This is a genomic window from Streptosporangium sp. NPDC000396, from assembly GCF_042898655.1.
Classification (GTDB): Bacteria; Actinomycetota; Actinomycetes; order Streptosporangiales; family Streptosporangiaceae; genus Streptosporangium.
In genome coordinates this window covers 122,900-148,641 of record NZ_JBIAZA010000017.1, presented here as the reverse complement: position 1 = coordinate 148,641, position 25,742 = coordinate 122,900, and the positions used below count along the sequence as shown (strand labels likewise).

The following is a 25,742-nucleotide window of genomic DNA, read 5'->3' as shown; positions in this document are numbered from 1 at the left end:
TCAGCCCTCGTGCCGCCGGACGATGAGGCCGGCGACCCGGTGTTCCGCGCCGTGCGCCTCGTGCTCGGCCACGACGACGTGGCGGCACTTGCCCGCGCGCAGCCACGAGAGCGTGATGGCGGACGCCACCGGCCGGGCCGCGTACGGGGACATGCACAACATCAGGCTGGGTCCTCTGAACCCGAAGACGACGCACGCGAGCCCGGCGAGCGAGCCGGGGCTGGCCCCGGCGAAGCGCAGCGGCGACACCACGCCCCTGGCCGTGCCCGCGGCCACCGCGCGCATCGTGTGCGCGGTGCCGTGGTCGCTGACGGACAGGACGCCCACGTCGGGCCCTGCCCGGACGTCGTCACCGGCGAGATCGAGCGCCGCCTGGACGGCGTCCACGACGAGCCAGGCGGCCGGGTCGGCGTAGAACGAGGCGGTGCGCCGCCCCGCCGAGGGCAGGTCGCCGGTCGCCGCCCGGCCTCGGGCGACGACGACCAGCCGCGGGTCCTCATCCCACACCGCGGTCTCCCCTCGAAAGGACCAGGCAGGTGTTGAAGCCGCCGAAGCCGAGCGTGAGGCTGAGCCCGGCGCCCGGGCCGATTCGCAGGGGGCCGCCGACGGGCAGGGGCAGCGGGAAGCCCTCGGCGACGTGTTCGAGGCCGCTCACCGGGGGGACGCAGCCGTGGCGCAGGGCGAGCGCCAGCGCGATGGCCTCCAGGGCCCCGGTGGCGCCGAGGCTGTGGCCGAAGGCGGGCTTCGTGGCGAACACGGCCGGGCGGTGGGCCCCGGGGAACAGCCGGGTGAAGCTCCGGGTCTCCACGGCGTCGTTGGCCGGGGTGCCCGAGCCGTGGGCGTTGATCACGGCGATGTCCGCGGTGGCCAGGCCGCCTTCGGCCAGGGCGCGCTCCACCGCCAGGACCACGCTGTCGCCCGAGGGGTCGGGCGCGGTCATTCCGGCGGCGTCGTTGGCGGCGCCCGTGCCGCGCAGTACGGCGTGCGAGAAGACACCCCGCCTCCGCATCGACTCCTCGGCCTCCAGCACCACGAAGCCCGCGCCCTCCCCGAGGAGCGTGCCGTCGGCCCGCCGGTCGAAGGGGCGCAGCCTCGTGCTCGACATCGTGCCGAGGGCGGTGTGCCCGAGCCGTTTGGCCGGGGTGAGCACGTCCACCCCGCCGCACACGCAGATCGGCGCCGCGCCGGACCGGATCAGGTCCGCGCCCACGGCGATCGCGTCGGAGCCCGACGAGCACGCCGTGCTGAGCACCACTGGCGCCCTGCGCAGGCCCGTCGCCGCGGCCACCTCTCCGGCCCACCGGTGCAGGGCCGCCGTGTCGTCGTCGAGATACGCGCCGAAGCTGGTCCCGATGACCGCGAACGCGTCGGCCTCCTCCGTCAGCTTGGCGTCGGCCAGGGCGCGGGCGAGGGTCTCGCGGGCGAGCGCCCGCAGGCGCGAGCCGGGCTCCATGACGTGGGGCGGGTCGTCGACCACGGCGGCCCACGTGTTGCGGAGGCGGTGCTCCGAGGGGAGGTCGCGCAGGCCGTGCTCTCCGGCGAGCAGCCGGTCCCACACCTCCGGCAGCCCGGTGCCCAGCGCCGTCGTCCACGCCATGCCGGTGACGCAGACGGCGTCTTTCACCACAGCTGGCGTCCCAGCTCGTCCACCTTGACCCGGACGAGCGACCCGCGGAACGCCGCCACCTGCGCCCCTTCCACCGTCGCCTTGCAGGAGAAGTGGAAGGAGGTGCCGAGCAGCCGGTCGGCCCGGACGTCGAAGATCACCTGATCGCCGGGGACCACGATGCGGAAGAACCTCGTGTGCACCGAGCCGATGAGCGTCAGCTCGTCGTCCTCCAGCGGGGAGGTGCTCATCTGGTAGAGGATGATGCCGGACTGGGCGAACGCCTGGATGAGATGACTGCCGGGGAAGATCGCCCGTTCGGGGAAGTGCCCGGCGATCGCGTCCATCGTCCCGGAGACCAGCAGCATGCTGCGGAGCGACTCTCCCGGCCGATGGTCGAGGATGCGGTCCACATAGATCATCGGGTGGCGGTGGCGGAGCCACTGCTTGATCTCGGTGAAGCCGAGCGTGGTGTCAGTCATCGCCGTCTCCGTTCAGGCGGCCGCGGAGCGCTGTGCGCGCCTGGGCGGGAAGCGCGGTCGCGACGCCGCGAGCGCCGTCCACCGCGCACAGCATCAGCGTCCCGCTCGCGAGCAGTGTCGAAGATCCCTCGTTCAGCCGGTGGATCTGGCCGGACACCTGGCACGAGGCGCCTCCCACGTGGTCGATGTGAACGCTCACCCGGATCTGGTCGTAGAACCGCGCGGGCGCGACGAACTTCATGCGCAGCTCCGAAACGGCGAGCTCAAGGCCATGCTCGCCGAACAGGCGGAGACCGACGCCGAGATGCTCCAGGTTCTCCAGCACGGCGGTCTCAAGCAGCGAGGCGTAACGGGAGAAATGCACCACGCCCGCGGCGTCGGTGTCGACGTGCTCGACGCGTCGCCGCACGTCGAGGGGGAGGTTCACGTGAGCGTCCCGAGGAACGCCGCCGAGCCTTCCCTGATCCGGCCGACCATCTCCTCGGCCTCCTCCACCGTCGTGACCAGGGCCGGCGCGATCCGCATCGTGGGATGGACGTAGCGCAGGCCGTGGGAACGGCGCCCGGCACCCGCCATGAACTCCACGTAGACGCCCGCCCTGATCACACGTTGCCGCAGCTCGGCGAGACGCTCGGCGGCCCGTTCCGTGAGTTCGAGACCGTGCATCACGCCCCGGCCTCGCGCCTCCCGGTACAGCTCGGGGAACGCCTCGACCAGCTCGCCGCGCAGCAGGTCGCCCAGCCGGGCGCCCAGCCTGGCGGAGCGGTCGAGCAGCTCGCCGGCCACGATGAACCGGACGCCCGCGCCGATCACCGCGCAGGTCAGCGGGCGGAGATCGGAGGTGGCCACCGCGCCCGAGGCCCGTACGGTGAGACCGCGCCTGGCGATCACCATCGCGGTGGACACCGCCCCCATGCCCAGGCTTTTGCCGATGACCGTGACATCGGTGGGGATCGGGCCGGTCTCGTCGGCCATGGCGAAGAAACGGCCGGTCTTGGCGAAGGTCAGGACCTCGTCGGCGACCAGCAGCGCGCCGCCGTCCTGGCAGAGCGCCGCCAGCCCGCGCAGATAGCCTTCGGGCGGCACCAGGATTCCCGCGTCTCCCTGGACGGGCTCCACGAAGACGGCCAGCAGCCGCTCGCCGTACTCGGCGAAGTAGGACTTGAGCGCCCCCTCGTCGCCGAACGGCAGGTGGTCGACCGTCAGCCCGTACGGCCTCTCCGCCGGAAGCGGCGGGAGCCCCACGCGGTAGTGGCGGCGGTTGAGCAGCGGAACCAGCCCGCTCGTCCACCCGTGCCAGGCGCCTTCGAAGGCGAGGATCCGGTCGCGGGCCTCCCGGCCGCGCGCGGGCCGCAGGGTCCGCTGGTCGAACCTGGACTCCAGGACCAGCCGGAGCGCGAGCTCCATTCCCTCGGAGCCCGAGTTGCGGCCCGAGACGTGGTAGTCCCCGGCCGGGAAATGGTCGGTCCACAGGCCGTCCGGCCCGAAGAGCCCGGTGAGAAGCCTGGACCGCTCAAGGGAGGCGATCTCGTCGGTGGCGTGGCCCAGGTCGTCGACCGCGCGGCGCAGGGCGTCGCGGACCACCGCGTGGCCCGCCCCGAGACAGGCGCTGGCATAGCCTCCGCTCGCGTCGAGCACCTCGAAGACGGTGCCCGCGCGCTCGCCTTCGAGCTCGGCGAGCCGCTGGCGCAGCCCCTGCCCGCCCAGGGAGGCGAACGGCGGGCGGCCGCCCCGGTAGTGGTCCAGGTGGAGATCACGGCCGGTCCTGAGAGAGAGCAGGTCCGTCTCCGTCAGGCTCACGTCGTCTCCGCCCGCAGACGGCGGACGAGATCCGCGACCGCGCGGACGGATCTGAAGTTGTCCGGGCTGAAATCCTCATCGGATATCCGCACGCCGAAAATGTCCTCGCACTGCACGCGGAGCTCGACGAATCCCAGGGAGTCCAGTCCGTGGACATTTCGCAGGCTCTCGTCGAGGCCGATCAGCTCCGTTGGGGCCTCGACGAAAAGTTCGGTCGCCATGACTTTTTTGATGGTGTCTTCAATTTCCATATTCTCCCCAGGGGACCCTTGGGTCGGAGAATCAAATAGGAAAAAGAGCATTTTTCTGAATAAAAGCGCTTTGTGCGGACGATCGTAATCTTGATCGTCCCGATATGTCAACCATCCGATTCTTTGGAATTCACAATTACGGCCGACACCTATTCGGGGATTCCGGGAGTGCGGTGATGACACCAAAGAAAATGAGCCGTCAGGAATTGCGGTTCGATTTGCTCAATCAGCCCGCCCGGATGTGGAGCGGGCCCGGGACCGCACGATTCACCGGGCCCGGCGGCGGCGCGCCCGCGGCCCGGCCCCGCCTACGACTTGAGCTTGCGCCAGATCCCCTCGAGGGCGGCGAGGTCGGCCGCCGAAAGCTTGCCGGTGGTCGAAAGGCCGCCTGATCACCGTCACCAGCGTGGGCGGCGTCGTCGGGCAGCCGTTCGCCGAGGCGTACTGCGCGGCCAAGTTCGCGGTCGAGGGATGGATGGAGAGCCTGGCCCCGGTCATCGGGAAGCTGGGCGTCGACGTCAGCGTCATAGAGCCGGGCGCGGTCGCCACCGAGTTCGTGGCCAACGTGCGCGCCGGCCGCGACATCGAGGCGCTGATCGCCGAGGCGGGGGACTACGGGCCGATGATGCTGAACTACATCGCGCGGACCGAAGAATCCTTCCGCAGCGCGCAGACCCCGCCGGAGGTGGCCGCGGTGGTCGTGGCGGCCCTCACCGACGACAAGCCCCGCTTCCGCTACGTCACTTCGGAGTGGGCGGACTGGTTCACCGGCGTCAAGCTGGCCGACCGGACGGCTCCGCCGTACAGGAGATGACCTCCGCCTGGATCACCTCCTGATCCCACGGTCGCGCGGTCAGTGGCCGAGCGCCTCGGTCCACGTGCGGATCTGACCGGCCAGCGGGCCCGCCGCGCGCGTCCAGCGGAAGTGGCCCAGATCCGGTCGCCCGGCGGCCTCGGCCGAGTAGTGCCGCCGGTCGACCGCGATCCGGGACAGCTTCGCCACCAGGCCGTCGACCGCGCCGGGCGGAGCGTAGAAGTCGGCGTCCACGGAGAACGCCAGAACCGGCACGTCCACCTCCGCGAGGGCCGCCTCAAGGTCCCGGCCCGCGCCGACCGGGAGGAACTTCCCGGTGCGCACCAGGCGTGACCACTCCCGCATGAGCATCGCGGGCTGCCTGCCGCCGAAGCCCAGCCGATGCCCCGGCCAGTGGCCGACGAGCCGCACGACGAGCGAGGCGAACGCCCCGAACAGGTACAGGCCCGCTCCCCTGCCCCGCCCGAAAACCCGATGGTGGGCGGTGCCGGAGGCGACCAGGACGAGCCCGGCGACGCCGTGTCGCTCGTGCGCGGCCAGGTGCAGGGCGCCGATCTGGCCCCCGAGGCTGTGGCCCAGCAGGAGAAGGGAACGTCCCGGATACCGTTTCCGCACGGCCTCAACGGCCACGGGCACGTCCCCGACGAGGTCGAGGTAGCCATGACGGGATGCGCGGGGTGTCGATTTCCCCTGCCCGCGCAGGTCCAGCACGGCCACCGCGAAACCCCGTTCCGTCAACGTCTCGACGAAGGGACCGTAGTAGGCGGCCGGCACCCCCATCGCGGGCAGGATCAGCACCACCGGTCCCCCGCTGCCCGGCTCGTGGTGGTGGAGGGCGAGCCTCGCGCCCTCTCCCGTCTCCAGAAACTCCAACTCGGCGTTCATGGCGGCCAGCGTAACTTACTCATTGGTAACAAACGTCAGACCGTCCGGCCACCCCGGGATCCACCTCTCCCTGCGGGCTCCTTTTTGGGCCTTGTTGACATGTCTACCCGGAAGTAACTTCCGGTCGTGACCCAGACGATCATTCGCCGCGATTTCTTCAAGATCGCGGCCGCAGGCACGGGCGTCGCTCTCGCCGGGATCCCCGGCGCGGCCGTGGCCGGCTCCTCGCCCTTCCAGCACGGCGTCGCCTCGGGTGATCCCCTGCCCGACGCCGTCATCATCTGGACCCGCGTCACCCCCGCGCCCGACGCGGTCCCCGGCTCCGGCACCGGGCCCTCGTCCATGGTGACCTGGCAGGTCGCCGAGGACCCCGGCTTCCAGCGGATCGCCGCGTCCGGATCGCTCACGACGGGCCCCGAGCGGGACCACACGGTGAAGGCCGACGTCAGGGGCCTGACCCCGGACACGGCGTACCACTACCGCTTCCTGCTGGGCGACCAGGCCTCGCCGACCGGGCTGACCCGCACCGCGCCGGCCGGGAACGCGGACGTCGCGGCGCTCCGGTTCGGCGTGGTCTCCTGCTCCAACTGGGAGGCGGGGCACTTCTCCCCCTACCGGCACCTGGCCGCGCGTGACGACCTGTTCGGCGTCATCCATCTGGGCGACTATCTCTACGAGTACGGCTCGGGCGAGTTCGGCGGCCGTGGCGAGGTCGTGCGGCCGCACGTGCCCGCCCACGAGATCCTCACGCTGGCCGATTACCGGGCCAGGCACGGGCAGTACAAGACCGACCCCGACCTGCGGGCCCTGCACGCCGCCCGCCCCTGGATGATCGTCTGGGACGATCACGAGGTGGCCAACGACGCATGGTCGGACGGAGCCCAGAACCACGACCCGGCGACCGAAGGCCCCTACGCGGCACGGCTCGCGGCCTCCCGGCAGGCCTACTTCGAGTGGATGCCGGTGCGCACGGGACCGGCCGGGGAGATATACCGCACCCTGCGCTTCGGCACCCTCGCCGACCTGACCATGCTCGACCTGCGCAGCTATCGCTCGCAGCAGGCTTCGGGCGCCGCCGTCGACGATCCGGCGCGCACGCTGACCGGCGACGCCCAGATGGCCTGGCTCAAGAACGGCCTGTCGAGCAGCGACACCCGATGGCGGCTGGTCGGGAACTCCGTGATGATCGCCCCGCTCACGATCGGCTCCCTGCCCGCCCACCTGTTCGAGCCGCTGGCCAGGCTGCTCGGCATTCCCGAAGGCGGAATCACTGTGAACAGCGACCAGTGGGACGGCTACACGGCGGACCGGAAGGAACTGCTCGGCCACCTGACGTCCAACGGCATCCGCAACACCGTCTTCCTCACCGGCGACATCCACACCTCCTGGGCCAACGACGTCCCCCTCAAGGCCGCCACGTACCCCCTCTCCCCCTCCGCCGCCGTCGAGTTCGTGGTGCCCTCGATCACCAGTGACAACATCGACGACTTCCTCCGTGTGGCACCCCGTACGCTCTCCCTGACCGCCGAGGGGATCATCCGCGCCGCCAACCGGCACGTGCGCGGCGTGGAGCTGGACTCCCACGGGTACGGCGTCCTCGACGTGCGGCCGGAGCGGGTCCAGATGGACTGGTTCACGATCTCCGACCGGACCGATCCCGGCGCCCGCTCCTCCTGGCTGGCCTCGTTCGCGACCACCAGCGGCAGCCAGAAGGTCCGGCGGGTTCACAGCCCCGCGGGGTAGGCCGCCGACCGGCACGGAAAACGGCCCCGGAGGTGGAGCGCGGCGGTGGAGATGCCGTACCGTCCTGGCATGTGCCGGAGTATCAAAACCCTTCGTGAGCCGTACACCGTCGACGTGACGGACGAGGACGTGCGCGCCGCCGCGCTCCAGTATGTCCGCAAGATCTCCGGGTTCCGTTCGCCTTCGGCGCGCAACGCGGAGACCTTCGACCGGGCCGTGGACGCCGTCGCCGCCGCGACGCAGGATCTTCTCGACGACCTCCGGGCGGGCAGCCGGCGCACCTGACCCGCCCCGGGCCCGCCACGAGGCCGGAGGCGAAGGGACCGGCCGCGGCAGGCCTGACGGCACCGTACGGCCCCGCCGGAGCGAGGCCGGGCCGTACGGACGTCGCCGGGGGCTCCGCCAGGAGTGTCCGTTGGATCCTCGCCACGGCAAAGATCCAAAGGACACTCCCTAGGACATGACGCGGCGAGCGATCTTCGCGGCCGGCATCGCGACCACCGGGGTCAGCAGCCAGGCGAGAGGCACGCCGTCGACCAGCCAGGTCAACCCGGCGGTGATCAGCCAGAAGACGGCGATCACGATCAGCCTGACCGCGTGGATCCGCAGCCGCGTCACATCCGCGCCGGGCCGCAGCACGCCACCGCGGACGGCGGCGATGAGCAGGGCCGCCTGAGACAGCAGCAGTCCCGCCTCCGATCCCGCGAACAGGGCGACCGACAGCGGGTTGACGGAGTTCTCTCCGATCAGCGCGGTCGGGTAGGGCAGCAGGACGACGAAGATCAGCAGCGGGACGTGGAGGAGCATCATCCCGGGGGTCGCCCGGGTGATCTGGTCGAAGGTCGTGTGGTGCTGGCGCCAGGCGACCCACAGCACCATGAACGCGATGAAGAACGCCAGGAACTCGCCGGAGTGCTCGCCGAGGAAGTGCCAGAGCGCGCCGGCCATGGCCAGCCGGTCACCGCCCTCCTCGACGTGACCCTCCGGTCTCGGGAGCTCGATGACGAGCAGGGTGATGGCGATGGCGAAGACCGCGTCGGCGAACATCCCCACGCGTTCGTGGGTCAGCCCCGGCGGGGTTGCGGTCGTATCGTGCGAGTCGGTGACGGTCACCGGACCTCCGGGATCAAAAACGGTGATGGGGAGGAAAACAGCGCCGATCATCCTGGCACACGACTTCCCGCAGTTCATCCGCAGGCGGCTCGCACCGTCTCACGGAGCCCGGATCCCTGCTTCTCCGCGTGAGGCGCGAGCCGGGGCAGGCGCCTCACGCGGAGGTCAGCCCTTGACCGCGCCCGAGGTGAGACCCTCCACGATGTAGCGGCGCGCGAAGGAGAACAGCACGAGCGTGGGGATGACCGAGACCACCGTCGCCGCCGCCATCGGGCCCCAGTCGATGTCGTACTGCGTGATGAACGAGTTCATCGCGACCGGGATCGTCTTGGCCTCCTCGCTGTCGATGAAGGTGATCCCGAGGAAGAGCTCGTTCCAGCACTGCACGAAGCCGAAGATGAACGTGGCGGCGATCCCCGGCAGCATCACGGGCACGACCACGCGCACCATCGCCGTCAGCCGCGAGCAGCCGTCGACCATGGCGGCCTCTTCGAACGCGGCGGGGACGCGTTCGTAGAAGCCGCGCATGATGATCGTCGAGAACGGGACGAGCATCGCGACGTAGACCAGCATCAGCCCGCTCAACCGGTTGAGCAGGTCGAGCCCGGACATCATCAGGTACAGCGGGCCCAGCGCGATGAACAGCGGGATCATCTGGGTGATCAGGAAGGCGAGCATGAGCGCCCCGCGTCCCGGGAAGTGGAAGCGCGCCAGCACGTAGCCGCCCAGCACCCCGGTCGCGGTGACCACGGCGGCCGACGCCAGCGAGACGATCAGGCTGTTGAGAAGATAGGTGCCGAAGTTCGCGAAGGAGAACAGCTCGCGGTAGTGCTCCAGCGTGGCGCTGCCGGGAAGGTAGCGCAACGGCACCGCGAAGATCTCCGAGGTGGGCTTCAGCGAGGTGATCAGGATCCAGTAGAGCGGGAAGACGGTGATCAGCAGCCAGACGCCGAGAACGACGGCCTTCGCGATCCGGGCGGTCAGGGGAACCGGGCGGTCCACGGGTCAGTCCCTCGCCTTCTCGAACCGGGTGGCGTTGAGATAGAAGATGCTGAACGAGAGCAGGAGCCCGAGGACGAAGATCCCCACCGCGCCGGCCTTGCCGTAGTCACCGCTCTGCACCTGCTCGATGAGATAGGTCGTGGCGATGTGCGTGCTCCCGGCGGGACCGCCGCCGGTCATCGAGTAGATGAGATCGGGGAAGTTGAGGATCCAGATGACCCGCAGGAGCACGATGAGCACCAGCGTCGTGCGGATCGACGGCAGCGTCACGTGGAGGAACTGCCGGAAGCGGGAGGCGCCGTCGACGTCCGCCGCCTCGTAGAGCTCCCGCGGCACCGACTGGAGCGCAGCGGTGATCATGATGGCGAAGAACGTCACGCCGTACCAGACGTTGGCGATGATGACCGAGGCCATGGCCCAGCCCGGCGAGGAGAGAAAGCCGATCGGCTCGTCGATCAGGCCGGTTTTGGTCAGCAGGTCGTTGACGACGCCGAACTCCCCGTTGAACATCCAGCGCCACAGCATGCCGATGAGGAAGCCCGACATGGCCCAGGGGAAGAAGACCCACGCCTGGTAGAGCCCTCGCCCCCGGAAGTGGCGGCGGAGCAGCAGCGCGAGGCCGAAGCCGAGCACGAACTGGAACGTCAGGGACACGGCCACCCAGATCCCGGTGTTGCCGAGGGCGGTCCAGAACTGGTCGTCGGCGAGGACCGCGCGGAAGTTCTCCAGCCCGGCGAACGGCGTGGCGGTCAGGTCGAACAGGTTGTAGCGCTGGAAGGCGATCACGGCGCCCCGGATCATGGGGTAGTACGTGAACACCGCGACGAACACGACTCCGGGCAGCAGGCAGAGCAGGATGAAGCGGGCCCGCCGCAGGTCGAAGACGGGCCGGGCCGCGCGGGCGGTGGTCCGCCCGCGCGAGCCGGTCTCCCCGAGCACGGTCACGAGGTCTTCTTCCGCGCCTGGTCGGTCCAGAACGCGTCCCATCCGCTCAGGACGTCCTGGGCCGTCTTGTCACCGGTCAGCAGGGACTGGATGTCCTTGTCGGCGGCCTGCTGCCACTCGCTCCAGCCCGGGTAGTCGACCGGGCGGATCGTGATCACCTGCTTGTCGTCCCCCTGGGCGTCCAGGTAGGCCTTCCAGGCTCCCTGCGAGAACTGGGGGTCCTGCTGGGCGGCCTTCGCGATCGGGATCAGCGAGTTGCCCTTGGCGAACTTCGTGCTCTGCGCGCTCTCGCTGAGGAACTGGACGAGTTTGGTCGCCTCGCCCTTGTGCGTGCTGAAGGACGTCACGCCCCAGCCGGCGTACCCGACGGGCTGCAACGCGTGCCCGCCCGGTCCCTTGGGGATCGGAGCGGTGCTCCACCCGTCCTTCGGGAGGGCGCTCTCCTCGACCGTCTTGATCACTTCGGGGTCCTGGATGAGCATGCCGGTGACACCCGAGGTGAAGCCCTGCACCATCTCCGGATAGCTCCACGAGACCGAGTCGGCGGGGGAACCCTCCTTGAACAGCCGGACGAACAGGTCCAGGGCCTGGGCGGCCTCCGGCGTGGACCAGATCGTCTTGCCGTCCTTCAGGAAGAAGGACTTGTCCGGATCCACCTTGTCGCCGTTGAAAGCGCTGACGATCATGACGGCGTAGTCGGAGCCGCCCTTGCCGCCGCGGAAGGAGTAACCGTAGCGGCGCTTGCCCTTGTCGGTCAGCCGCTTGGCGGCGTCGTAGAGCTCCTGCCAGGTGGCGGGAGGCTGCGCGATGCCGGCCTCGCGCAACCAGTCCGACCGGTAGAAGAGCACCTTCTCGTAGAAACCGTAGGGGATGAGGTACGGCTTGCCGCCCACCTCGACGGCCTTCTTCCGGGTGAGATCGGTCAGCTCGTTCCAGCCGGGCCAGTTCCCTACCGGGAGCTCGGCCAGCCAGCCGTTGTTGGAGAACGACTTGGCGGTGAAGTCACGGACCTCCAGGACGTCGACTCCCTTTTTGGTCTGCAGCACCTGGGTGATCTTCTGGTCGGCGCTCTCCAGGGGCGGCGAGATCAACTCGACCTTGATCCCGGGGTTTTTCTGCTCGAAGTCGGTGATCAGGCTTTTGAGGAGCTTGGTGCGATCCGGGCTGGTCAGGCTTTCGATCATACGTAGTTTGACCGTCCCGGCGGCGTCGTCGGCGCCGCAGGAAGCCAGTGTCATGGTCAGCACGCCGGCCAGCAGAGCGGCGAGCCTGTGGGGTGTTCTCATGGTCTCCCCCGGGGGGTGGGGTCATCGGTGGACGGTGCTGCTGACAGCGCTGTCACAACCCTGAATGACCGGGATGCTACATCGGGCTGTCCGTAATCCGTCAAGATGTCCCCAGGGCGCTCGCGAGATCGGCGATCAGCGTCTCGGCGTCCTCCAGCCCCACAGAGAGGCGCACCAGCCCCACCGGGATCTCCATGGTGGCGCGCACGGACTCCTCCACGGTGAGCGCCGGCGCGATGGCCAGGCTCTCGTAGCCGCCCCACGAGACGCCGACGCGGAAGTGGCGCAGCGAGTCCACGAACCGGCCCGCCTCCACCCTGTCCTCGGTGTCCAGCTCGATGCTGAAGACGCTGGAGAAACCGGTCATCTGGGTGCGGGCGAGCTCGTGCCCCGGATGGCCGGGCAGACCGGGGTGGTTGACCGCCCGGACCGCGGGGTGCTTGGCCAGGAACTCCGCCACCTGGAGGCCGCGTTCCTGGTGCGCCCGCATGCGGACCGGCAGGGTCCGCAGCCCCTTGATCGCCTTGCTCGCCTCGTGGGCCGACAGGGCCGCGCCGTACAGCTGGTACTCGGTCAGCGCGAGCGGCCTGACGAGGCTCGCGGAGCCCGCCACGACGCCGCCGACGAGGTCGCTGTGGCCGCCGATGTACTTGGACAGGGAGTGCACGACCAGGTCGACCCCCATCGTCAGGGGTTTCTGGAAGATCGGCGTCGCCCAGGTGTTGTCCATCACCGTGGTCAGTCCTCGGTCACGCGCCCATCCCGCGAAGGCGCGGATGTCGATGATCCCGCAACGCATGTACGACGGTGACTCCAGGTACACGATCCGGGTGGAGGGTTTGACAACGCTGTCAAGCACGCCAGGATTATCGGTGTGCACAGTCGTATGCGACACTCCGAACTTCTCCAGGTATCGGAGGAACTGGGTGGTCGGGCCGTAGACCGCCCCGACCACGATCACGTGGTCGCCCGCGGACACCAGCGAGGAGATCGTCGCCGAGATGGCGCCCATGCCGGAGCCGAAGCACTTGGCCCGCTCCGCCCGCTCGAGCGCGGCGAGCTTGCGCTGAAGCAGGTCCACGGTGGGATTGGTGCCGCGCGAGTAGACGTACCTCTCGTCCTCGGCGGGTATGGCCCCCGACAGTGCCTCCATCGTGGGGAAGGTGAACAGGGAGTTCTCGAAAACCGGCGGGTTGACCGCGCCCAGCATCCAGGGCTCGTCCTCGCCGTAGCGGCCGCAGATCCAGTTGTCATCGATGTCTTCGTACATGACTGCGCAAGGTACAGCAGCCCGGGCAGCCCGAGGAAGAGCAGCCGTTGAACCGCCGCAGGACCACGATGGCCGATGTCGCCCGCCATGCCGGGGTCAGCCTCAAGACGGTCTCCCGGGTGGTCAACCAGGAGCCTCACGTGCGGCAGGATCTGGTCCGCCGCGTCCAGGAATCGATCACGGCGCTGGGGTTCCGGCGCAACGAGGCCGCCAGCCGGCTGGCACGGGGCGAGTCGGTTCTCACCCTCGGCCTGGTGATCGAGAACATCTCCAACGAGTTCTACTCCCGCCTGGCCAAGGCCGTGGAGTCAGCCGCCTCCGAACACTCGGCCCTGGTGGTGTTCGGCAGCTACGAGGAACGCGCCGACCGCGAGGTCATGCTCATCGACACGATGTACGGCCGGGGCGTGGACGCCATGGTGATCGTGCCGGCCTCCGGAGACCACGCCTGGCTGGCGGAGTATCTCGCCAGCGGGCTCACCGCGGTCTTCGTCGATCGCGTGCCCGAGGGGCTGCCGGATGTGGACGCCGTCCTGCTCGACGCCGGCGTGGGCGGCCGGATCGCCACCGAGCACCTGCTCGCGCACGGCCATCGGCGTATCGCCCTGATCTCGGACAACGACCCGTTGAGCTCGGTGCACGCCCGAGCCGAGGGGCACCGTACGGCACTGCGCGCCGCCGGAGTCGCCGTGGATCCGGCGCTGTGCGTGACCGGCGTGTTCGAGCCCTGGCGGGTGGAGCAGGAGGTGCTGCGGCTCCTCGCGCTGCCCGAGCCGCCCACCGCGTTCTTCGCGACCAACAACCGCGCCGCGATCGGTCTCATGCAGGCCCTGCGTGATCACCCCGGCCCCCGGCCGGCCTTCGTCGGCTTCGACGATTTCGAGATGGCGGGGGTGTTCACCCCCGGGGTCACCGTGGTGCGCTACGATATCGCGCGCCTCGGCGGCGCGGCGGTGGAGCTCCTGCTGGCCCGGGTCCGGGACCCGGCACGGCCGAAGCGGCACGTGACCGTCCCGGTCGAGCTCGTCGTCCGCGGTTCGGGAGAGTTACCTCCGCCGAAGACCTGAGCCGAGCGCGAGCCGAGCCGGGCGCGTGCGCGAGCCGGGCGCCGCAGCTCGGCATGGACGAAGTCCAGGTTGCCGCTTAAGGGCGTGATCCTCTGCATCAGATCGGGTCGGCAGGCTCCGGCAGCGTCAACCACCGGGCAATGATTCCCGCGCAGGGCATCATTGCGATTCGATTCTCCGTGTTATCCCAGCGGAAGCTTGTTCGATTCCGTGAACATCGACCTGTTCGATAGGGCCGCCATTCGTCCGCTTATCTTGACGAGAACTTCTGGCGCTCGGTCCATCAAACGGTCGACGTCAACGGCATTGTCGTGGTCAACACCTTCGGCTTGCCCTGGTATCTGCAAGAGAATCGTCGTGCGTCCATGGAGACACAGGCCGGCCGGCTCCCCGGTGATTTCTGGAAGCACGTCCATGTATTGCCCAGAAAATCCAACTAAACGTTGGTCGCGACCAACGGCCGGCGTGCCGATATGGATATAGGCGTCGAGGTGGATGCACCTCTGGGAAAGATGGACGCCGCCCTCGTCGGATTGCTGGCGATGTGGGCTCGAGCAGCCGTTTCTCTTTCTCCTGGGCCTGACACCCCAGGATCTCCGCTCATGGACGCCTAGGATGTGCTTGACACCTCACCGGCCCGGCCCAGGCGGTTCATCCGGCATTTCATGCCCGATGACGGGTCGAAGCGAAGCGGTTCACCGGCGCAATATTTTCGCAGTTTACCGAAGGATGAGGCTGCCGCCACGCGCCTGGTCCACCTTCTTCCGGAGAAAGATGAAGCGGCGGCAGCGTTTCTGCCTGTGCACTTCTCGTTCTACCATGCGGAAGCGCCCAACGATTATGAATGGTACCTGCGGTGGCTGGCGGCCAACATCGAGGAGTTCGACGCGAAGCATCCTGCATATGTGCGTTTTCATGCATTTCCGCACACCTCGCCGCGCTCGCACATCCAAAGGGTCCGCATACTTCATCAGTGGATCAACTTTTTGCAGCTCTCGATTATGTCGAAGCTCAGCCGTGACAGATGGTCGAGTATTCGACGTCTGCGCGGCGACACGCTGTCCGACCTCCGCCCTACGCTGTGCCTGTGACAACTGAACGCACGCGCGATGACGCGTCGCAGCCGGCCCCGGAAGCCGGCGGCCGGCTGCGAAAGATCGGCTGGGGGGCGCTCGCGCTGTTCCTGGCCTCGTTCGCGATTTTCGAGAGCGTCAAGTACGGTCTGCCGACCACGGCCGCCATGCTGGTGTTCTTCGCGCTACCCGACCTGACGCGGCTCGCCGGGGTCCGCCCGCCCGGGCCGCTCTACCAAGCCGTGCACCGCGTGTGGATCCCCCTCGTAGTGCTGGTCGGCTACACCGTCGGGCCGATCGTGTGGCCGCCGCTCTTCACCGCCGGCCTGGGTTGGCTTACCCGCATCGCCCTGGAGCGAACGTTCAGGCGCGGACTTCCGTTCAACATCGGCTCATGACGGTTCGTCGGACACCCCGCCCACGCGAAGTCCGCAACGTCGGCTTCTGACCAGATGATTGAGTTCAGCCGCGGCCTTCAGAGGACGTCCTCGCCCAGCTGCGGGAACACCTTGGAGACCTTGCCGAGGAGGTATTCGCCGTAGGTGCCGGTGAAGGCGCGCAGGTCCTGACCGTCCCACCGGGCGCGACCGCCTCCGGTGACGCCTCGCGAGGGCAGCGGGGGCACCTCGGCGTCCCAGCCGGGGTCGAAGAAGAAGGGGAATGACAGCCGCTCCCGGCCGCTCACGTTCCTGACCCGGTGCGGGGTCGACCGGTAGAAGCCTCCGGTGAGCTTGTCGAGCATGTCGCCGATGTTGCAGACGAAGGTGCCCGGGATCGGCGGAGCCTCGATCCAGCCCGTTCCGGCGTGCACCTGCAGGCCGCCGTTCCGATCCTGGGCCAGCAGGGTGAGCAGGCCGTAGTCGGTGTGCTCCCCCACGCCCCATTCCTCGGAGCCGGGCGAGGCCGGCGGGTAGTGGAAGATCCGGAACAGCACGGTGGGGTCGGCCGTGTAGCCGGTGGCGAAGTAGTCTTCGGCCAGCCCGAGGCTGAGCGCGACGCCGCGCATCACCGACTGGGCGAGACCGGTCAGCGTGCCGAGATACGCAAGGACCGCTTCGCCCAGCTCGGGCACCTGCGCCGGGAAGAGGTTGCGGCCGTGCAGCGGCAGCCGGGCGCGCGGGTCGTCCTCGGGCAGCTCGGCGCCGAAGTAGACGCCCTCCTTCAGGTCCGGGCGGCCGGAGGTGAGCTCGCCGCCCACCGGGAAGAACCCCCGCCAGGCGCGGCCCGCCCGGTCCATGGAGATCTCCATTTTCTCTTCGAGAGGAAGCGCGAAGAAGCGGCGGGCGGCCTCGTCGAGGCGGCCGAGCAGCGAAGCCGGGACACCGTGGCCGGAGATGTAGAAGAACCCGCTGTCGCGGCACGCCCGCTCGATCAGGCGGGCGGTCCGTTCCCGCCGGGCGCGGGGCCCGTCGTTCACCAGGGCACTGACGTCGATCACTGGCAGCCGGTCCACGCAGACGTTCTTTCCCGCTGGGGACGTCCGTAGGCGGCATGTGCGCGAATCCGGGGAATTTCGTCGTCACACCTGTATATGCCGGGGGTCGATCTCCTCATACGGCTCGGGCCGGGCGTCCGGCGGCGCGGTCGGAGGTCGAGCGCGGACGGAGGTCGAGCGCGGACGGCGCGGCCTCCAGCCGGTCGGCGGCTTTCCCGATGATCGTCGCCCGGGACATCGTTGGACCGGGTGGACACTGTTACGGCACGCTTGTCGATGCGCGGCGGTACGGCCGCGCCAAGTGACAGGAGCGGGAGAGACACGCATGACCGCGGCCGGAAGCATCGACGTGGACAAGGCACGCATCGACACCCCGGGCTGCGGCGACGTGGCGCACCTCAACAACGCGGGGGCGGCGTTGCCTCCCAGGCCGGTGATCGACGCGGTGGCGGGACATTTCGCACTCGAGGCGCGGATCGGCGGCTACGAGGCGTACGATCGCGCGATCGAGGAGGTCGAGCGGTTCTACGACGCGGTGGCCGGGCTGGTCAACGCCCACCGCGACGAGATCGCCTACGTGGAGAACGCGACCCGCGCCTGGGACATGGCGTTCTACGCGATCCCGTTCGCCCCCGGCGACCGGATCCTGACCACCACCAGCGAATACACCAGCAACGGCATCGCCTTCCAGCAGGTGGCGAAGGCCCGGGGGGCGAGCGTCGAGGTGGTGCCGGACGACGAGCACGGGCAGTTGTCCCTTGAGGCGCTCGCCGCCGAGCTGGACAGGGGCGGCGTACGGCTGGTCGCGATCAACCACATACCAACCCACAACGGCCTGGTCAACCCGGCCGCCGAGGTGGGCGGGCTGTGCCGGCGGGCCGGTGTGCTGTTCCTCCTGGACGCCTGCCAGTCGGTGGGCCAGTTGCCCGTCGACGTCGCGGAGATCGGCTGCGACATGCTGTCGGCGACCGGGCGCAAGTTCCTGCGCGGCCCGCGCGGGACCGGGTTCCTCTACGTCCGGCGGGACCTTCTCACGACTCTGGAGCCGCCCTTCCTCGACCTGCACTCGGCGACCTGGACCGCCCTGGATCGTTACGAGATCCGTGACGACGCACGGCGCTTCGAGACGTGGGAGCGCTATGTCGCCGGTCAGATCGGGCTGGGCGTCGCCGCCGGCTACGCGGCGTCCCTGGGCCTTGCGGCCATCGAGGAACGGGTGACCGGGCTCGCGAGCCGCCTTCGCGAGGAGCTCTCGGCCAGGCCCGGCGTCACGGTGCTGGATCGTGGCGCACGCCGTTCCGGCATCGTCACCTTCACCGTCCAGGGGCACGAGCCCGCCGGGATCAAGCAGGCGCTGCGCGCGCAGGGCATCCACGTCAGCGTCACCGACATCGCGCACCACCTCCTCGACCCGAGCGCCGTGCCCTCCGCCGTACGGGCTTCCGTGCACTACTACAACACCGACGACGAGATCGACCGCCTGCTCACAGCCGTGACGGGCGGGTTCTAGGTTCCGCCCGGCCGGGTTTCCGGAGCCCGGCCGGGTTCCGGCGGGCGTGGCTGCCCCTTACGGGGTAGAGGTGTTCTCGGTCCGGCGGAGGAGGGCTTTCGGCCTTTCGGCGGATGGAAAACCGCTCCGGTGTCGAGGAATCTGAACTTCAGGACTCGACCAGGGTTCTACCCCGGCGCGTGTCGGAGCCACGGGTGGACCCCGAAAAGCAGGGGGTGGTCATGGAACACGCATTCCGGCCGACGCGATGGCTGGGCGGAGCGGCCGTCGCGCTCGCCTCCGTCCTTCTCATCACCTCGTGCTCCAGCCGGGAACATCCGGCCGGCGCCCACCCTCCGAGCCCGGCCGCCGCCGGGGCTCACGGCGGCCACGGAAAACCCTTCGAGCCGCCGCCGGTGACACCGCTGCGGGCCTCCGAACGATTCGTCAATCTGACGCTGCCCCAGCCGTACGAACCGGTGGCTCCCAACGGGGGAACCGACGAGTATCGCTGCTTCCTGGTCGACCCCGGGTTGACCAGCCGGGCCTTTCTCACCGGCAGCCAGTTCCTCCCGCAGAACACCGACATCGTCCACCACGCGATCATCTTCCGGGTCAGCCCGGACGGGGCCAAGGCGGCCCGCGACCTCGACGCCAGAACACCGGGCGAGGGGTGGACCTGCTTCGGCGACGCCGGCATCGACGAGAGCGCCTGGGTCGGTCACTGGGCGCCGGGGGCGAACGAGACGCTGCTGACCCAGAACGTCGGCTACCCCATGCCGCCCGGCAGCCGACTGATCATGCAGGTGCACTACAACCTGCTCGCCACCGGGGGTAAAGCGACCGGCACCGACCAGTCCGCGATCCGGCTGCGACTCACCGACGGCAAGGCCGACCTCGACCCCCTGGAGACGAAGCAGCTGCCGGCACCGATCGAGCTGCCCTGCACGGCCGGGGAGTCCGGCCCGCTGTGCGACCGCAAGGCCGCGATCCGCGATGTCGTCCGCCGTTTCGGAGATCAGGCCGAGGCCACCGTGACCGGGCTCAACGAGTTCTGCAACAACGCCAGGCCCCCGGTCGCCGGTCCCACCCAGCACTGCGACCAGAAAGCCGGCAGGACCGGCACCGTGTACGCCGTCGCCGGGCACATGCACCTCCTCGGACGCTCGATCAAGGTGGAGCTCAATCCCGGCACGACCGGCGCGAAGACCCTGCTCGACATTCCCGCCTACAACTTCGACGAGCAGGCCATCCGCCCGCTGGCCAAGCCCGTCGCCGTCAAGGCCGGAGACACCCTCCGGGTGACCTGCACCCATGACGCCGGTCTTCGCAAGCTGCTCCCCGCGTTGCGCGACCTCCCGCCGCGCTACGTCGTCTGGGGAGAGGGCACCAGCGACGAGATGTGCCTGGGACTGCTCGTCTGGTCCCCGCAGGGCCGGCCCGCCGGCTGACACCGTACGGCCACGCGGGCCGCTCCCCCGGCCCGCGCCTGCCGATCACCGGATTGCTAACGTGCTCGCCGTGACCAACCGGACTCCTTCGAACACGTCTGGACGATAGATCTCATGGCCGGCATGCAGGGAAAACAGGAAAGCGAGCGGTCCGCCAGGAGCGGCGGACCGCAGCTCAAGGTCGAGGTGCACGGGCTCGACGTGATCGGCGACGCCGATCGCAAAGGTCGTCCTCGGCAGCTGTTCTGGCCGTGGTTCGGTGCCAACGTCTCGATCCTGGGGCTGAGCTACGGCTCTTTCGCCCTGGGTTTCGGGATCTCCTTCTGGCAGGCGCTCGTGGCCGGGGTCGTCGGGATCGTCTTCTCCTTCCTGCTGTGCGGATTCGTCGGCGTGGCCGGCAAGCGGGGATCGGCTCCGACGATGGTGCTGAGCCGGGCGGTGTTCGGCGTGCGTGGAAACCGGTTGCCGTCGGCGATCTCGTGGGTGCTGACGGTGGGCTGGGAGACGGTTCTCACCGCGCTGGCGACGTTGGCGACCTCGACCGTGTTCGAGCGGCTCGGCTGGGGCGGCGGCACCTCCACGAAGATCATCGCTCTGGTCATCGTGACCGCCCTGATCATCGCCGGCGGCGTCATGGGATTCGACCTGATCATGCGCATGCAGACGGTCATCACGGTCGTGACCGGGGTGCTGACGGTGGCCTACATCGCTCTGGTCACCGACCAGATCCACTGGGACGCGGTCATGCGGACCGGCTCCGGATCGGCCCAGGAGTTCATCGGGGCCCTGGTGTTCATGATGACCGGATTCGGGCTCGGCTGGGTCAACGCGGCGGCCGACTACTCCCGCTACCTGCCGAGGAGGTCGTCGAGCGCGGCAGTGGTGGGGTGGACGACGTTCGGGGCGTCGGTGGCACCGATCGTGCTGCTCGTTTTCGGCCTGCTGCTGGCCGGTTCGTCCGCGGACCTGAACAAGGCGATCGCGGCAGACCCGGTCGGAGCGCTGACGACCGTCCTGCCCACCTGGTTCCTCATCCCCTTCGCGGCCGTGGCCGTCCTCGGCCTGGTCGGGGGTGCCGTGCTCGACATCTACTCCTCCGGCCTGGCGTTGCTGGCGACCGGGCTGCGGGCGCCGCGCTACGTCGCCGCCCTGATCGACGGCGTGCTCATGGTCGCGGGGACGGTGTACATCGTCTTCGTCGCGGACAACTTCCTCGGCCAGTTCATCGGGTTCCTCACCACTCTGGGCGTCCCGATCGCCGCGTGGTGCGGGATCATGCTGGCCGACCTCGCGCTGCGCCGCCGTGACTACGACGAGGCCGATCTCTATCGCCTGTCGGGTCGCTACGGAAGCGTTCGGCTGCTGCCCGTCACGGTCATCGTCGTCAGCACGGCCCTCGGATGGGGGCTGGTCACCAACGCGGGCGCGAGCTGGCTCGGCTGGCAGGGCTACCTGCTGGGGCCCGCCGGGCTCGGCGGCACGTCGGGGTCGTGGGCCTACGCCAACCTGGGGGTGCTGGTCGCGCTCATCATCGGCTTCGTCGTCACTTTGGTGTTCAACCGGTCGAGGGTGCGCGCTCAGGAGGGCCTGGCGCCGTCAGAGCCCGAGGCGACCTCGGCGGGAGCGGTCCGGCCGTGACCGTCCCCGCCCCACGACGCGCGCCGCGGGGACGATGAGGTCCCCGAATACCCGAAGGCCCCGGAGCCGTGAAAGGCTCCGGGGCCGGGTGGTCGTCTCAGGAGGTCAGGAGAGCGGGCTGTCCTTGGTCTCCTTGAGCGCGAAGAGGTAGACCAGGGTCGAGATCAGGGCGATCGCCGACATGTACCAGGCGAACATCCCGGCGTTGCCGCCGTCGATCAGCGCCGTGCCCACGAGCGGAGCCGTGCCGCCGAACAGGGCGACGGTCAGGGAGTACGGGAAGCCTGCACCCGATGCCCTGACCCTGGTCGGGAAGAGCTCGGAGTTGACCGCCGCCGAGATCGACGTGAAGCCGCCGAGGAAGAGCATGCCGACACACTGGATGAGCAGCAGGCTGGCGAAGGAACTGGTCAGCATGCCCATCAGCGGCACCGGCAGCAGCACGAACGCCAGGCCGAAGGCGATCAGCATCGGCCTGCGCCCGATCCTGTCCGACAGCATGCCGAGCAGCGGCTGCAGCACCATGAAGAAGACCAGCGAGATCGTGCCCACCTCGAAGGCCTCGGCCTTGTCGAACTTGACCGTGAGCTGGGCGTAGGTGGGCAGGAACGTCGTCCAGGTGTAGTAGGCGACGGTGCCGGCCATCGTGATGCCGACGATCAGGAGTGCCTTGGTCGGGTAGCGGACCAGGAACTCGAAGAGCTTGGGCTTGTCGGCCACGCCGTTCTTGATGTCCTCGGCCAGGGTCGTGGTCTCCTCCGCGCCCTTGCGGATCCACAGCCCGACGAGGCTCGCCAGCGCGCCGACGACGAACGGGACGCGCCAGCCCCACGAGCCCATCTCGGCCTCGGTCAGACTGGCGGCCAGGAGGGCGGCGAGGCCGGAGGCGAGAAGCTGGCCGATGGTGGTGCTGACGTACTGGAAGCTGGAGTACAGGCCACGCCTGCCGGGCGGGGCGGACTCCACGAGGAACGTGGTGGCCGCGGCGAACTCCCCGCCGACCGAGAGCCCCTGAACCAGCCGGGCCAGCGTCAGGATCATCGGCGCGAGCACGCCGACCGATTCGTAGGTCGGCGTGATCGCGACCAGCAGCGATCCGACACCCATCAAGATGATCGTGAAGGTCATCGCGGCCTTGCGGCCGAACCGGTCGGCGAACGAGCCCACGAGCAGCCCGCCGAGCGGCCTCATGAAGAACCCGACCGCGAAGACCCCGTACGTGCTCAGCAACGGCACCAGGCTGTTGCCCGCGCTCTTCGGGAAGACCTGGGTCGAGAAGTAGATGGCCAGGAACGAATATGTGTACCAGTCGAACCATTCGACGACGTTGCCGACGCTGGCGGCCATCAACTGGCGCGCCCGGTTCCGTGGGATGCCGATGGGGGCCGGCCTAGGGGGAGCTGTGGCCACGGGGGGCTCCTTGCTTGGGGGTAAAGCACGATCTCTCAGGTGGCTTACTCTGCAACCGGATGATAGAAATAGTCAAACACCTAAAAATCTCTTTATATTTCCGACACTCAGACGAGCTCACGTGACCACTTTGGATGATCTTGACCGTCGCCTGATCGCCGCCCTCCAGATCAGCCCCCGTGCGACCTGGGGCGAAATCGGCGGCGCCGTCGGCGAGCACGAACGGACCGTGGCCCGTCGCCTCCAGCGGCTCCTGGCCATCGGGGCCGTGCGGGTCACCGCCATCCTCGACGAGCTGCGCTGCGAGCTCGGCACGCCGGTGCACCTGCATGTCCAGGTCCGTCCCTGCGCGGTGGAGCAGGTCGCCGGGGCCCTCTCCGCGCGACCCGACACCCGGTCGGTCTACGCGGTCACGGGAGCCGCCGACATCGGCTGCGAGCTGGTGGTCCCCTCCAGGGAGCTTCTGCACGAGACCCTGACCGCGCAGATCCCCGCCACGTCCGGCGTCACCCAGACCCGGACCCAGGTCGTGCTGCGCACGTTCCGGACGGTGGCCGAGTGGCACGCGCCGTACCTCACCGAGGAGGAGACCGCGCTGCTGAGGGCCACGGTCCCGTCCCCGGCCGGTCCGCCACCGGAACGCGTCGAGCTGACCGCGACCGAGAAGGACGTCGTCAGGCTGCTCGCCACCGACGGCCGCATCGGTTTCACCGCGATCTCCGACCAGCTGGACATGTCCGTGCCGACCGCCCGCCGCCGGGTCGCGGCGCTTCTCGAGCGCGGGGTCGTGCATCTGCGCGCGGAGGTGGAGCCCGTTCTGCTCGGCCTGGAGGTGGAGGCCCAGCTCTGGCTCTCGGTTCGCGCCCATGGCCTGGACACGGTGGGCCAGGCACTCGCCGCCCATCCGAGCGTGCGCTACTGCGCGGCCACCTCGGGCACCCACACCATGATCGTTCAGGTTGCCGTGGCTCACGAGATGGAGCTCTACCGCTTCCTCACCGCCGTCCTCGGCCCCCTCGACGACGTCACCGACGTCAACGTCACCCTCATCACCCGTGCCTACAAGCGTGGTCACCTGCGCAAGTCGGGCCTGCTCACCCTGGAGTACCGATGACCCCCGCCGAAACCGAGGTGGCCGAGCTCTGCGCCGAGCTCATCCGCGTCGACACCAGCAACTACGGAGACAACAGCGGCCCCGGCGAGCGCGCCGCCGCCGAGGTCGTCATGGCCAGGCTCGCCGAGGTCGGCCTCGAGGCGACCTACGTGGAGAGCGCGCCGTCCCGGGGCAATGTCGTGACCAGGATCGAGGGCACGGACCCCGGCCTGCCCGCACTGCTGGTCCACGGGCATCTGGACGTCGTGCCCGCCAACGCCGCCGACTGGACGGTCGACCCGTTCGCCGGCGAGATCCTGGACGGCTATATCTGGGGTCGCGGCGCGGTGGACATGAAGGACATGGACGCCATGATGCTGGCCGTCCTGCGGCAGATGGTGCGCCAGGGACGCAAGCCACGCCGCGACATCGTGTTCGCCTGGGTCGCGGACGAGGAGGCCGGCGGGAAGTACGGCGCCAAATTCCTCGCCGCCAAGCACCCCGAGCTGTTCGAGGGCTGCGATCACGCGATCAGCGAGGTGGGCGGCTACTCGCTGGAGGTCGACCAGTCCCTGCGGCTCTACCTGATCGAGACGGCCCAGAAGGGCCTGGCCTGGATGCGCCTGGTCGCCGACGGCACCGCGGGGCACGGCTCCATGCTCAACGACGACAACGCGGTGACCGAGGTCGCCAGGGCCGCGGCCCGGGTCGGGGCCCACAAGTGGCCGATCAGGCTGACCCCGACCGTGCACCGCTTCCTGGAGGAGGTCTCCGACGCCTTCGGCATCCCCTTCGACCCGGAGAATCCCGGCCCCGTCCTCGATCGCATCGGGCCGCTCGCCCGGTTCATCGGCGCGACCCTCCACCACACCGCCAACCCGACCCGGCTCACGGCGGGCTACAAGACCAACGTCATCCCCGGCCAGGCCGTGGCCGAGGTGGACGGCCGGTTCCTGCCCGGGCTGGAGGAGGACTTCCTCGCGACCGTGGACGGGCTGCTCGGCCCGAAGGTGCGTCGCGAGTTCGTCAATCACGACATCGCCCTGGAGACCACCTTCGACGGGGATCTGGTCGAATGCATGATCGCCTCGTTGAAGGCGGAGGATCCGGCCGCCCGGGCCGTGCCGTACTGCATGTCGGCCGGCACCGACAACAAGACCTTCTTCGCCGACCTCGGGATCCGGGGCTTCGGTTTCGTCCCGTTGCGGCTTCCGAAGGAGATGGACTTCGCGGCGATGTTCCACGGCGTGGACGAGCGGGTGCCCGTCGACGCGCTCCAGTTCGGCGTCCGCGTCCTCGACCGGCTCCTCATGACCTACTGACGGCGCGCGGGTACCCGGGACCCGTCCGGCGGTCCCGGGGAGCCCCGCCTCCGAGGCCGGAGCGCGAGGTCAGGCGACACCTCCACAACCGGGGTATGACCTCGCAAAAGACCAACGAGTGCGCCGCGGAGGCCGCCATGACCACCTATATCCTGTCGCTCGTCGAGGGGGACGCCGGACAGAACGCGATCGGTGAGGACATCTTCTCCCCGAACTCCCCGATCACCTACAGCGATCTCGACCCCGGCACCCTGATGTGGCTGGCGGAGCAGGGTTACGACCCCGAAAACCCGAACCAGCGGATCCTGGTCACCCCGGCGGGCCAGAACCCGGGCGCGGCCCATGTGATCGCCTCCCGCGACGTGGCCATGTGAGACCCGGCCCGCCAAGTGCAGGTCGCCCAGAGGCGCCACCTTGACCTCGCTCTCCCGGTACGGCGCGGGGGGGCGCCCCCCCCGCCCCCCCCCCGGGGGGGGGGGGGGGGGCCCCCCGGGGGGGGGGGCCGCCGCGCCCCCCCCCCGGGGGGAAACGGCGGGGGGGGGAGCCCGCCCAGGGGCGCAAAAAATA

27 protein-coding genes are annotated in these 25,742 nt (G+C 69.4%); 12 read left to right on the top strand and 15 right to left on the bottom strand.

Going from position 1 to position 25,742, the window contains the following annotated elements; all coding sequences use genetic code 11:
* The 6 genes from ACFY2X_RS26950 to ACFY2X_RS26925 are packed head-to-tail and all read right to left on the bottom strand — an operon-like array spanning position 1 to position 4,139.
* Positions 1–507, bottom strand: a complete 507-nt coding sequence (locus ACFY2X_RS26950; protein WP_389942796.1) for a hypothetical protein — start codon at positions 505–507, stop codon at positions 1–3.
* Positions 497–1,627, bottom strand: coding sequence for a beta-ketoacyl synthase N-terminal-like domain-containing protein (locus tag ACFY2X_RS26945; protein WP_389942793.1), 1,131 nt, complete (start codon positions 1,625–1,627; stop codon positions 497–499). The genes ACFY2X_RS26950 and ACFY2X_RS26945 overlap by 11 nt, the downstream gene beginning before the upstream one ends.
* Positions 1,621–2,088, bottom strand: coding sequence for a 3-hydroxyacyl-ACP dehydratase FabZ family protein (locus ACFY2X_RS26940; protein WP_389942790.1), 468 nt, complete (start codon positions 2,086–2,088; stop codon positions 1,621–1,623). The genes ACFY2X_RS26945 and ACFY2X_RS26940 overlap by 7 nt, the downstream gene beginning before the upstream one ends.
* Complete coding sequence (locus tag ACFY2X_RS26935; RefSeq protein ID WP_389942787.1) at positions 2,081–2,515, bottom strand: acyl-CoA thioesterase; 435 nt, start codon at positions 2,513–2,515, stop codon at positions 2,081–2,083. The genes ACFY2X_RS26940 and ACFY2X_RS26935 overlap by 8 nt, the downstream gene beginning before the upstream one ends.
* The gene (locus ACFY2X_RS26930; RefSeq protein WP_389942784.1) at positions 2,512–3,888 is read right to left on the bottom strand and encodes an aminotransferase class III-fold pyridoxal phosphate-dependent enzyme; all 1,377 of its coding nucleotides are present in this window, start codon (positions 3,886–3,888) and stop codon (positions 2,512–2,514) included. Before ACFY2X_RS26930 ends, ACFY2X_RS26935 begins: the two co-directional genes overlap by 4 nt.
* On the bottom strand, positions 3,885–4,139 hold the full coding sequence (locus tag ACFY2X_RS26925; protein WP_389942962.1) for an acyl carrier protein: 255 nt from the start codon (positions 4,137–4,139) through the stop codon (positions 3,885–3,887). The genes ACFY2X_RS26930 and ACFY2X_RS26925 overlap by 4 nt, the downstream gene beginning before the upstream one ends.
* A gap of 388 nt (positions 4,140–4,527) precedes the next feature.
* Here ACFY2X_RS26925 and ACFY2X_RS26920 point away from each other — a divergent pair, with 388 nt between their 5' ends.
* On the top strand, positions 4,528–4,953 hold the full coding sequence (locus ACFY2X_RS26920; protein WP_389942959.1) for an SDR family NAD(P)-dependent oxidoreductase: 426 nt from the start codon (positions 4,528–4,530) through the stop codon (positions 4,951–4,953).
* A gap of 39 nt (positions 4,954–4,992) precedes the next feature.
* Here ACFY2X_RS26920 and ACFY2X_RS26915 read toward each other — a convergent pair whose 3' ends face one another.
* Entirely contained in the window at positions 4,993–5,838 is an 846-nt protein-coding gene (locus ACFY2X_RS26915; RefSeq protein WP_389942782.1) for an alpha/beta fold hydrolase, read from the bottom strand.
* A 126-nt stretch (positions 5,839–5,964) separates the two neighbouring features.
* Here ACFY2X_RS26915 and ACFY2X_RS26910 point away from each other — a divergent pair, with 126 nt between their 5' ends.
* Positions 5,965–7,581, top strand: a complete 1,617-nt coding sequence (locus ACFY2X_RS26910) for an alkaline phosphatase D family protein (RefSeq protein WP_389942779.1) — start codon at positions 5,965–5,967, stop codon at positions 7,579–7,581.
* 69 nt (positions 7,582–7,650) lie between these two features.
* Positions 7,651–7,866, top strand: coding sequence for a DUF2277 domain-containing protein (locus ACFY2X_RS26905; RefSeq protein ID WP_389942776.1), 216 nt, complete (start codon positions 7,651–7,653; stop codon positions 7,864–7,866).
* A gap of 168 nt (positions 7,867–8,034) precedes the next feature.
* Here ACFY2X_RS26905 and ACFY2X_RS26900 read toward each other — a convergent pair whose 3' ends face one another.
* The 5 genes from ACFY2X_RS26900 to ACFY2X_RS26880 all read right to left on the bottom strand — a co-directional run bounded on the left by ACFY2X_RS26900 (position 8,035) and on the right by ACFY2X_RS26880 (position 13,197).
* Complete coding sequence (locus ACFY2X_RS26900) at positions 8,035–8,694, bottom strand: TMEM175 family protein (RefSeq protein WP_389942773.1); 660 nt, start codon at positions 8,692–8,694, stop codon at positions 8,035–8,037.
* A 165-nt stretch (positions 8,695–8,859) separates the two neighbouring features.
* Positions 8,860–9,696 (bottom strand): carbohydrate ABC transporter permease, encoded by an 837-nt coding sequence (locus tag ACFY2X_RS26895; RefSeq protein ID WP_389942770.1) that lies wholly within the window; start codon positions 9,694–9,696, stop codon positions 8,860–8,862.
* 3 nt (positions 9,697–9,699) lie between these two features.
* A complete protein-coding gene (locus ACFY2X_RS26890; RefSeq protein ID WP_389942767.1) occupies positions 9,700–10,641 on the bottom strand; it encodes a carbohydrate ABC transporter permease in 942 nt (313 codons plus the stop codon).
* Positions 10,638–11,927, bottom strand: coding sequence for an ABC transporter substrate-binding protein (locus ACFY2X_RS26885; protein WP_389942764.1), 1,290 nt, complete (start codon positions 11,925–11,927; stop codon positions 10,638–10,640). The genes ACFY2X_RS26890 and ACFY2X_RS26885 overlap by 4 nt, the downstream gene beginning before the upstream one ends.
* A 100-nt stretch (positions 11,928–12,027) precedes the next feature.
* Positions 12,028–13,197, bottom strand: a complete 1,170-nt coding sequence (locus ACFY2X_RS26880) for a trans-sulfuration enzyme family protein (RefSeq protein ID WP_389942761.1) — start codon at positions 13,195–13,197, stop codon at positions 12,028–12,030.
* Positions 13,198–13,244: 47 nt separating this feature from the next.
* On the opposite strand from ACFY2X_RS26880, the gene ACFY2X_RS26875 reads away from it, so the two are divergent.
* The 3 genes from ACFY2X_RS26875 to ACFY2X_RS26865 all read left to right on the top strand — a co-directional run bounded on the left by ACFY2X_RS26875 (position 13,245) and on the right by ACFY2X_RS26865 (position 15,735).
* Positions 13,245–14,264, top strand: coding sequence for a LacI family DNA-binding transcriptional regulator (locus ACFY2X_RS26875; protein WP_389942759.1), 1,020 nt, complete (start codon positions 13,245–13,247; stop codon positions 14,262–14,264).
* A gap of 665 nt (positions 14,265–14,929) precedes the next feature.
* Complete coding sequence (locus ACFY2X_RS26870; protein ID WP_389942756.1) at positions 14,930–15,355, top strand: hypothetical protein; 426 nt, start codon at positions 14,930–14,932, stop codon at positions 15,353–15,355.
* Positions 15,352–15,735: a hypothetical protein gene (locus ACFY2X_RS26865; RefSeq protein ID WP_389942754.1), complete on the top strand. Its 384-nt coding sequence runs from the start codon at positions 15,352–15,354 to the stop codon at positions 15,733–15,735. Before ACFY2X_RS26870 ends, ACFY2X_RS26865 begins: the two co-directional genes overlap by 4 nt.
* Before the next feature lie 77 nt (positions 15,736–15,812).
* On the opposite strand, the gene ACFY2X_RS26860 is transcribed toward ACFY2X_RS26865, so the two are convergent.
* Together ACFY2X_RS26860 and ACFY2X_RS26855 are read right to left on the bottom strand one after the other, a co-directional pair.
* Positions 15,813–16,790: an isopenicillin N synthase family dioxygenase gene (locus ACFY2X_RS26860; protein ID WP_389942752.1), complete on the bottom strand. Its 978-nt coding sequence runs from the start codon at positions 16,788–16,790 to the stop codon at positions 15,813–15,815.
* A 97-nt stretch (positions 16,791–16,887) separates the two neighbouring features.
* Positions 16,888–17,010 (bottom strand): hypothetical protein, encoded by a 123-nt coding sequence (locus ACFY2X_RS26855; RefSeq protein WP_389942749.1) that lies wholly within the window; start codon positions 17,008–17,010, stop codon positions 16,888–16,890.
* Between the two features lie 87 nt (positions 17,011–17,097).
* Between ACFY2X_RS26855 and ACFY2X_RS26850 the strand changes: the two genes are divergently transcribed.
* The 3 genes from ACFY2X_RS26850 (at position 17,098) to ACFY2X_RS26840 (ending at position 21,350) form a co-directional block, all read left to right on the top strand.
* On the top strand, positions 17,098–18,282 hold the full coding sequence (locus tag ACFY2X_RS26850) for an aminotransferase class V-fold PLP-dependent enzyme (RefSeq protein WP_389942746.1): 1,185 nt from the start codon (positions 17,098–17,100) through the stop codon (positions 18,280–18,282).
* 221 nt (positions 18,283–18,503) lie between these two features.
* Positions 18,504–19,712 (top strand): monooxygenase, encoded by a 1,209-nt coding sequence (locus ACFY2X_RS26845; protein WP_389942743.1) that lies wholly within the window; start codon positions 18,504–18,506, stop codon positions 19,710–19,712.
* A 114-nt stretch (positions 19,713–19,826) separates the two neighbouring features.
* On the top strand, positions 19,827–21,350 hold the full coding sequence (locus ACFY2X_RS26840; protein ID WP_389942740.1) for a purine-cytosine permease family protein: 1,524 nt from the start codon (positions 19,827–19,829) through the stop codon (positions 21,348–21,350).
* Between the two features lie 105 nt (positions 21,351–21,455).
* On the opposite strand, the gene ACFY2X_RS26835 is transcribed toward ACFY2X_RS26840, so the two are convergent.
* Entirely contained in the window at positions 21,456–22,760 is a 1,305-nt protein-coding gene (locus ACFY2X_RS26835) for an MFS transporter (RefSeq protein ID WP_389942737.1), read from the bottom strand.
* Positions 22,761–22,881: 121 nt separating this feature from the next.
* On the opposite strand from ACFY2X_RS26835, the gene ACFY2X_RS26830 reads away from it, so the two are divergent.
* The 3 genes from ACFY2X_RS26830 to ACFY2X_RS26820 all read left to right on the top strand — a co-directional run bounded on the left by ACFY2X_RS26830 (position 22,882) and on the right by ACFY2X_RS26820 (position 25,549).
* On the top strand, positions 22,882–23,874 hold the full coding sequence (locus ACFY2X_RS26830; RefSeq protein WP_389942735.1) for an Lrp/AsnC family transcriptional regulator: 993 nt from the start codon (positions 22,882–22,884) through the stop codon (positions 23,872–23,874).
* Positions 23,871–25,175 carry a M20/M25/M40 family metallo-hydrolase gene (locus ACFY2X_RS26825; RefSeq protein WP_389942733.1) on the top strand — a complete coding sequence of 435 codons (1,305 nt, stop codon included), beginning with the start codon at positions 23,871–23,873 and terminating at the stop codon, positions 25,173–25,175. The genes ACFY2X_RS26830 and ACFY2X_RS26825 overlap by 4 nt, the downstream gene beginning before the upstream one ends.
* A gap of 95 nt (positions 25,176–25,270) precedes the next feature.
* On the top strand, positions 25,271–25,549 hold the full coding sequence (locus tag ACFY2X_RS26820; protein ID WP_389942730.1) for a hypothetical protein: 279 nt from the start codon (positions 25,271–25,273) through the stop codon (positions 25,547–25,549).
* The last annotated feature ends 193 nt before the right edge of the window (positions 25,550–25,742 follow it).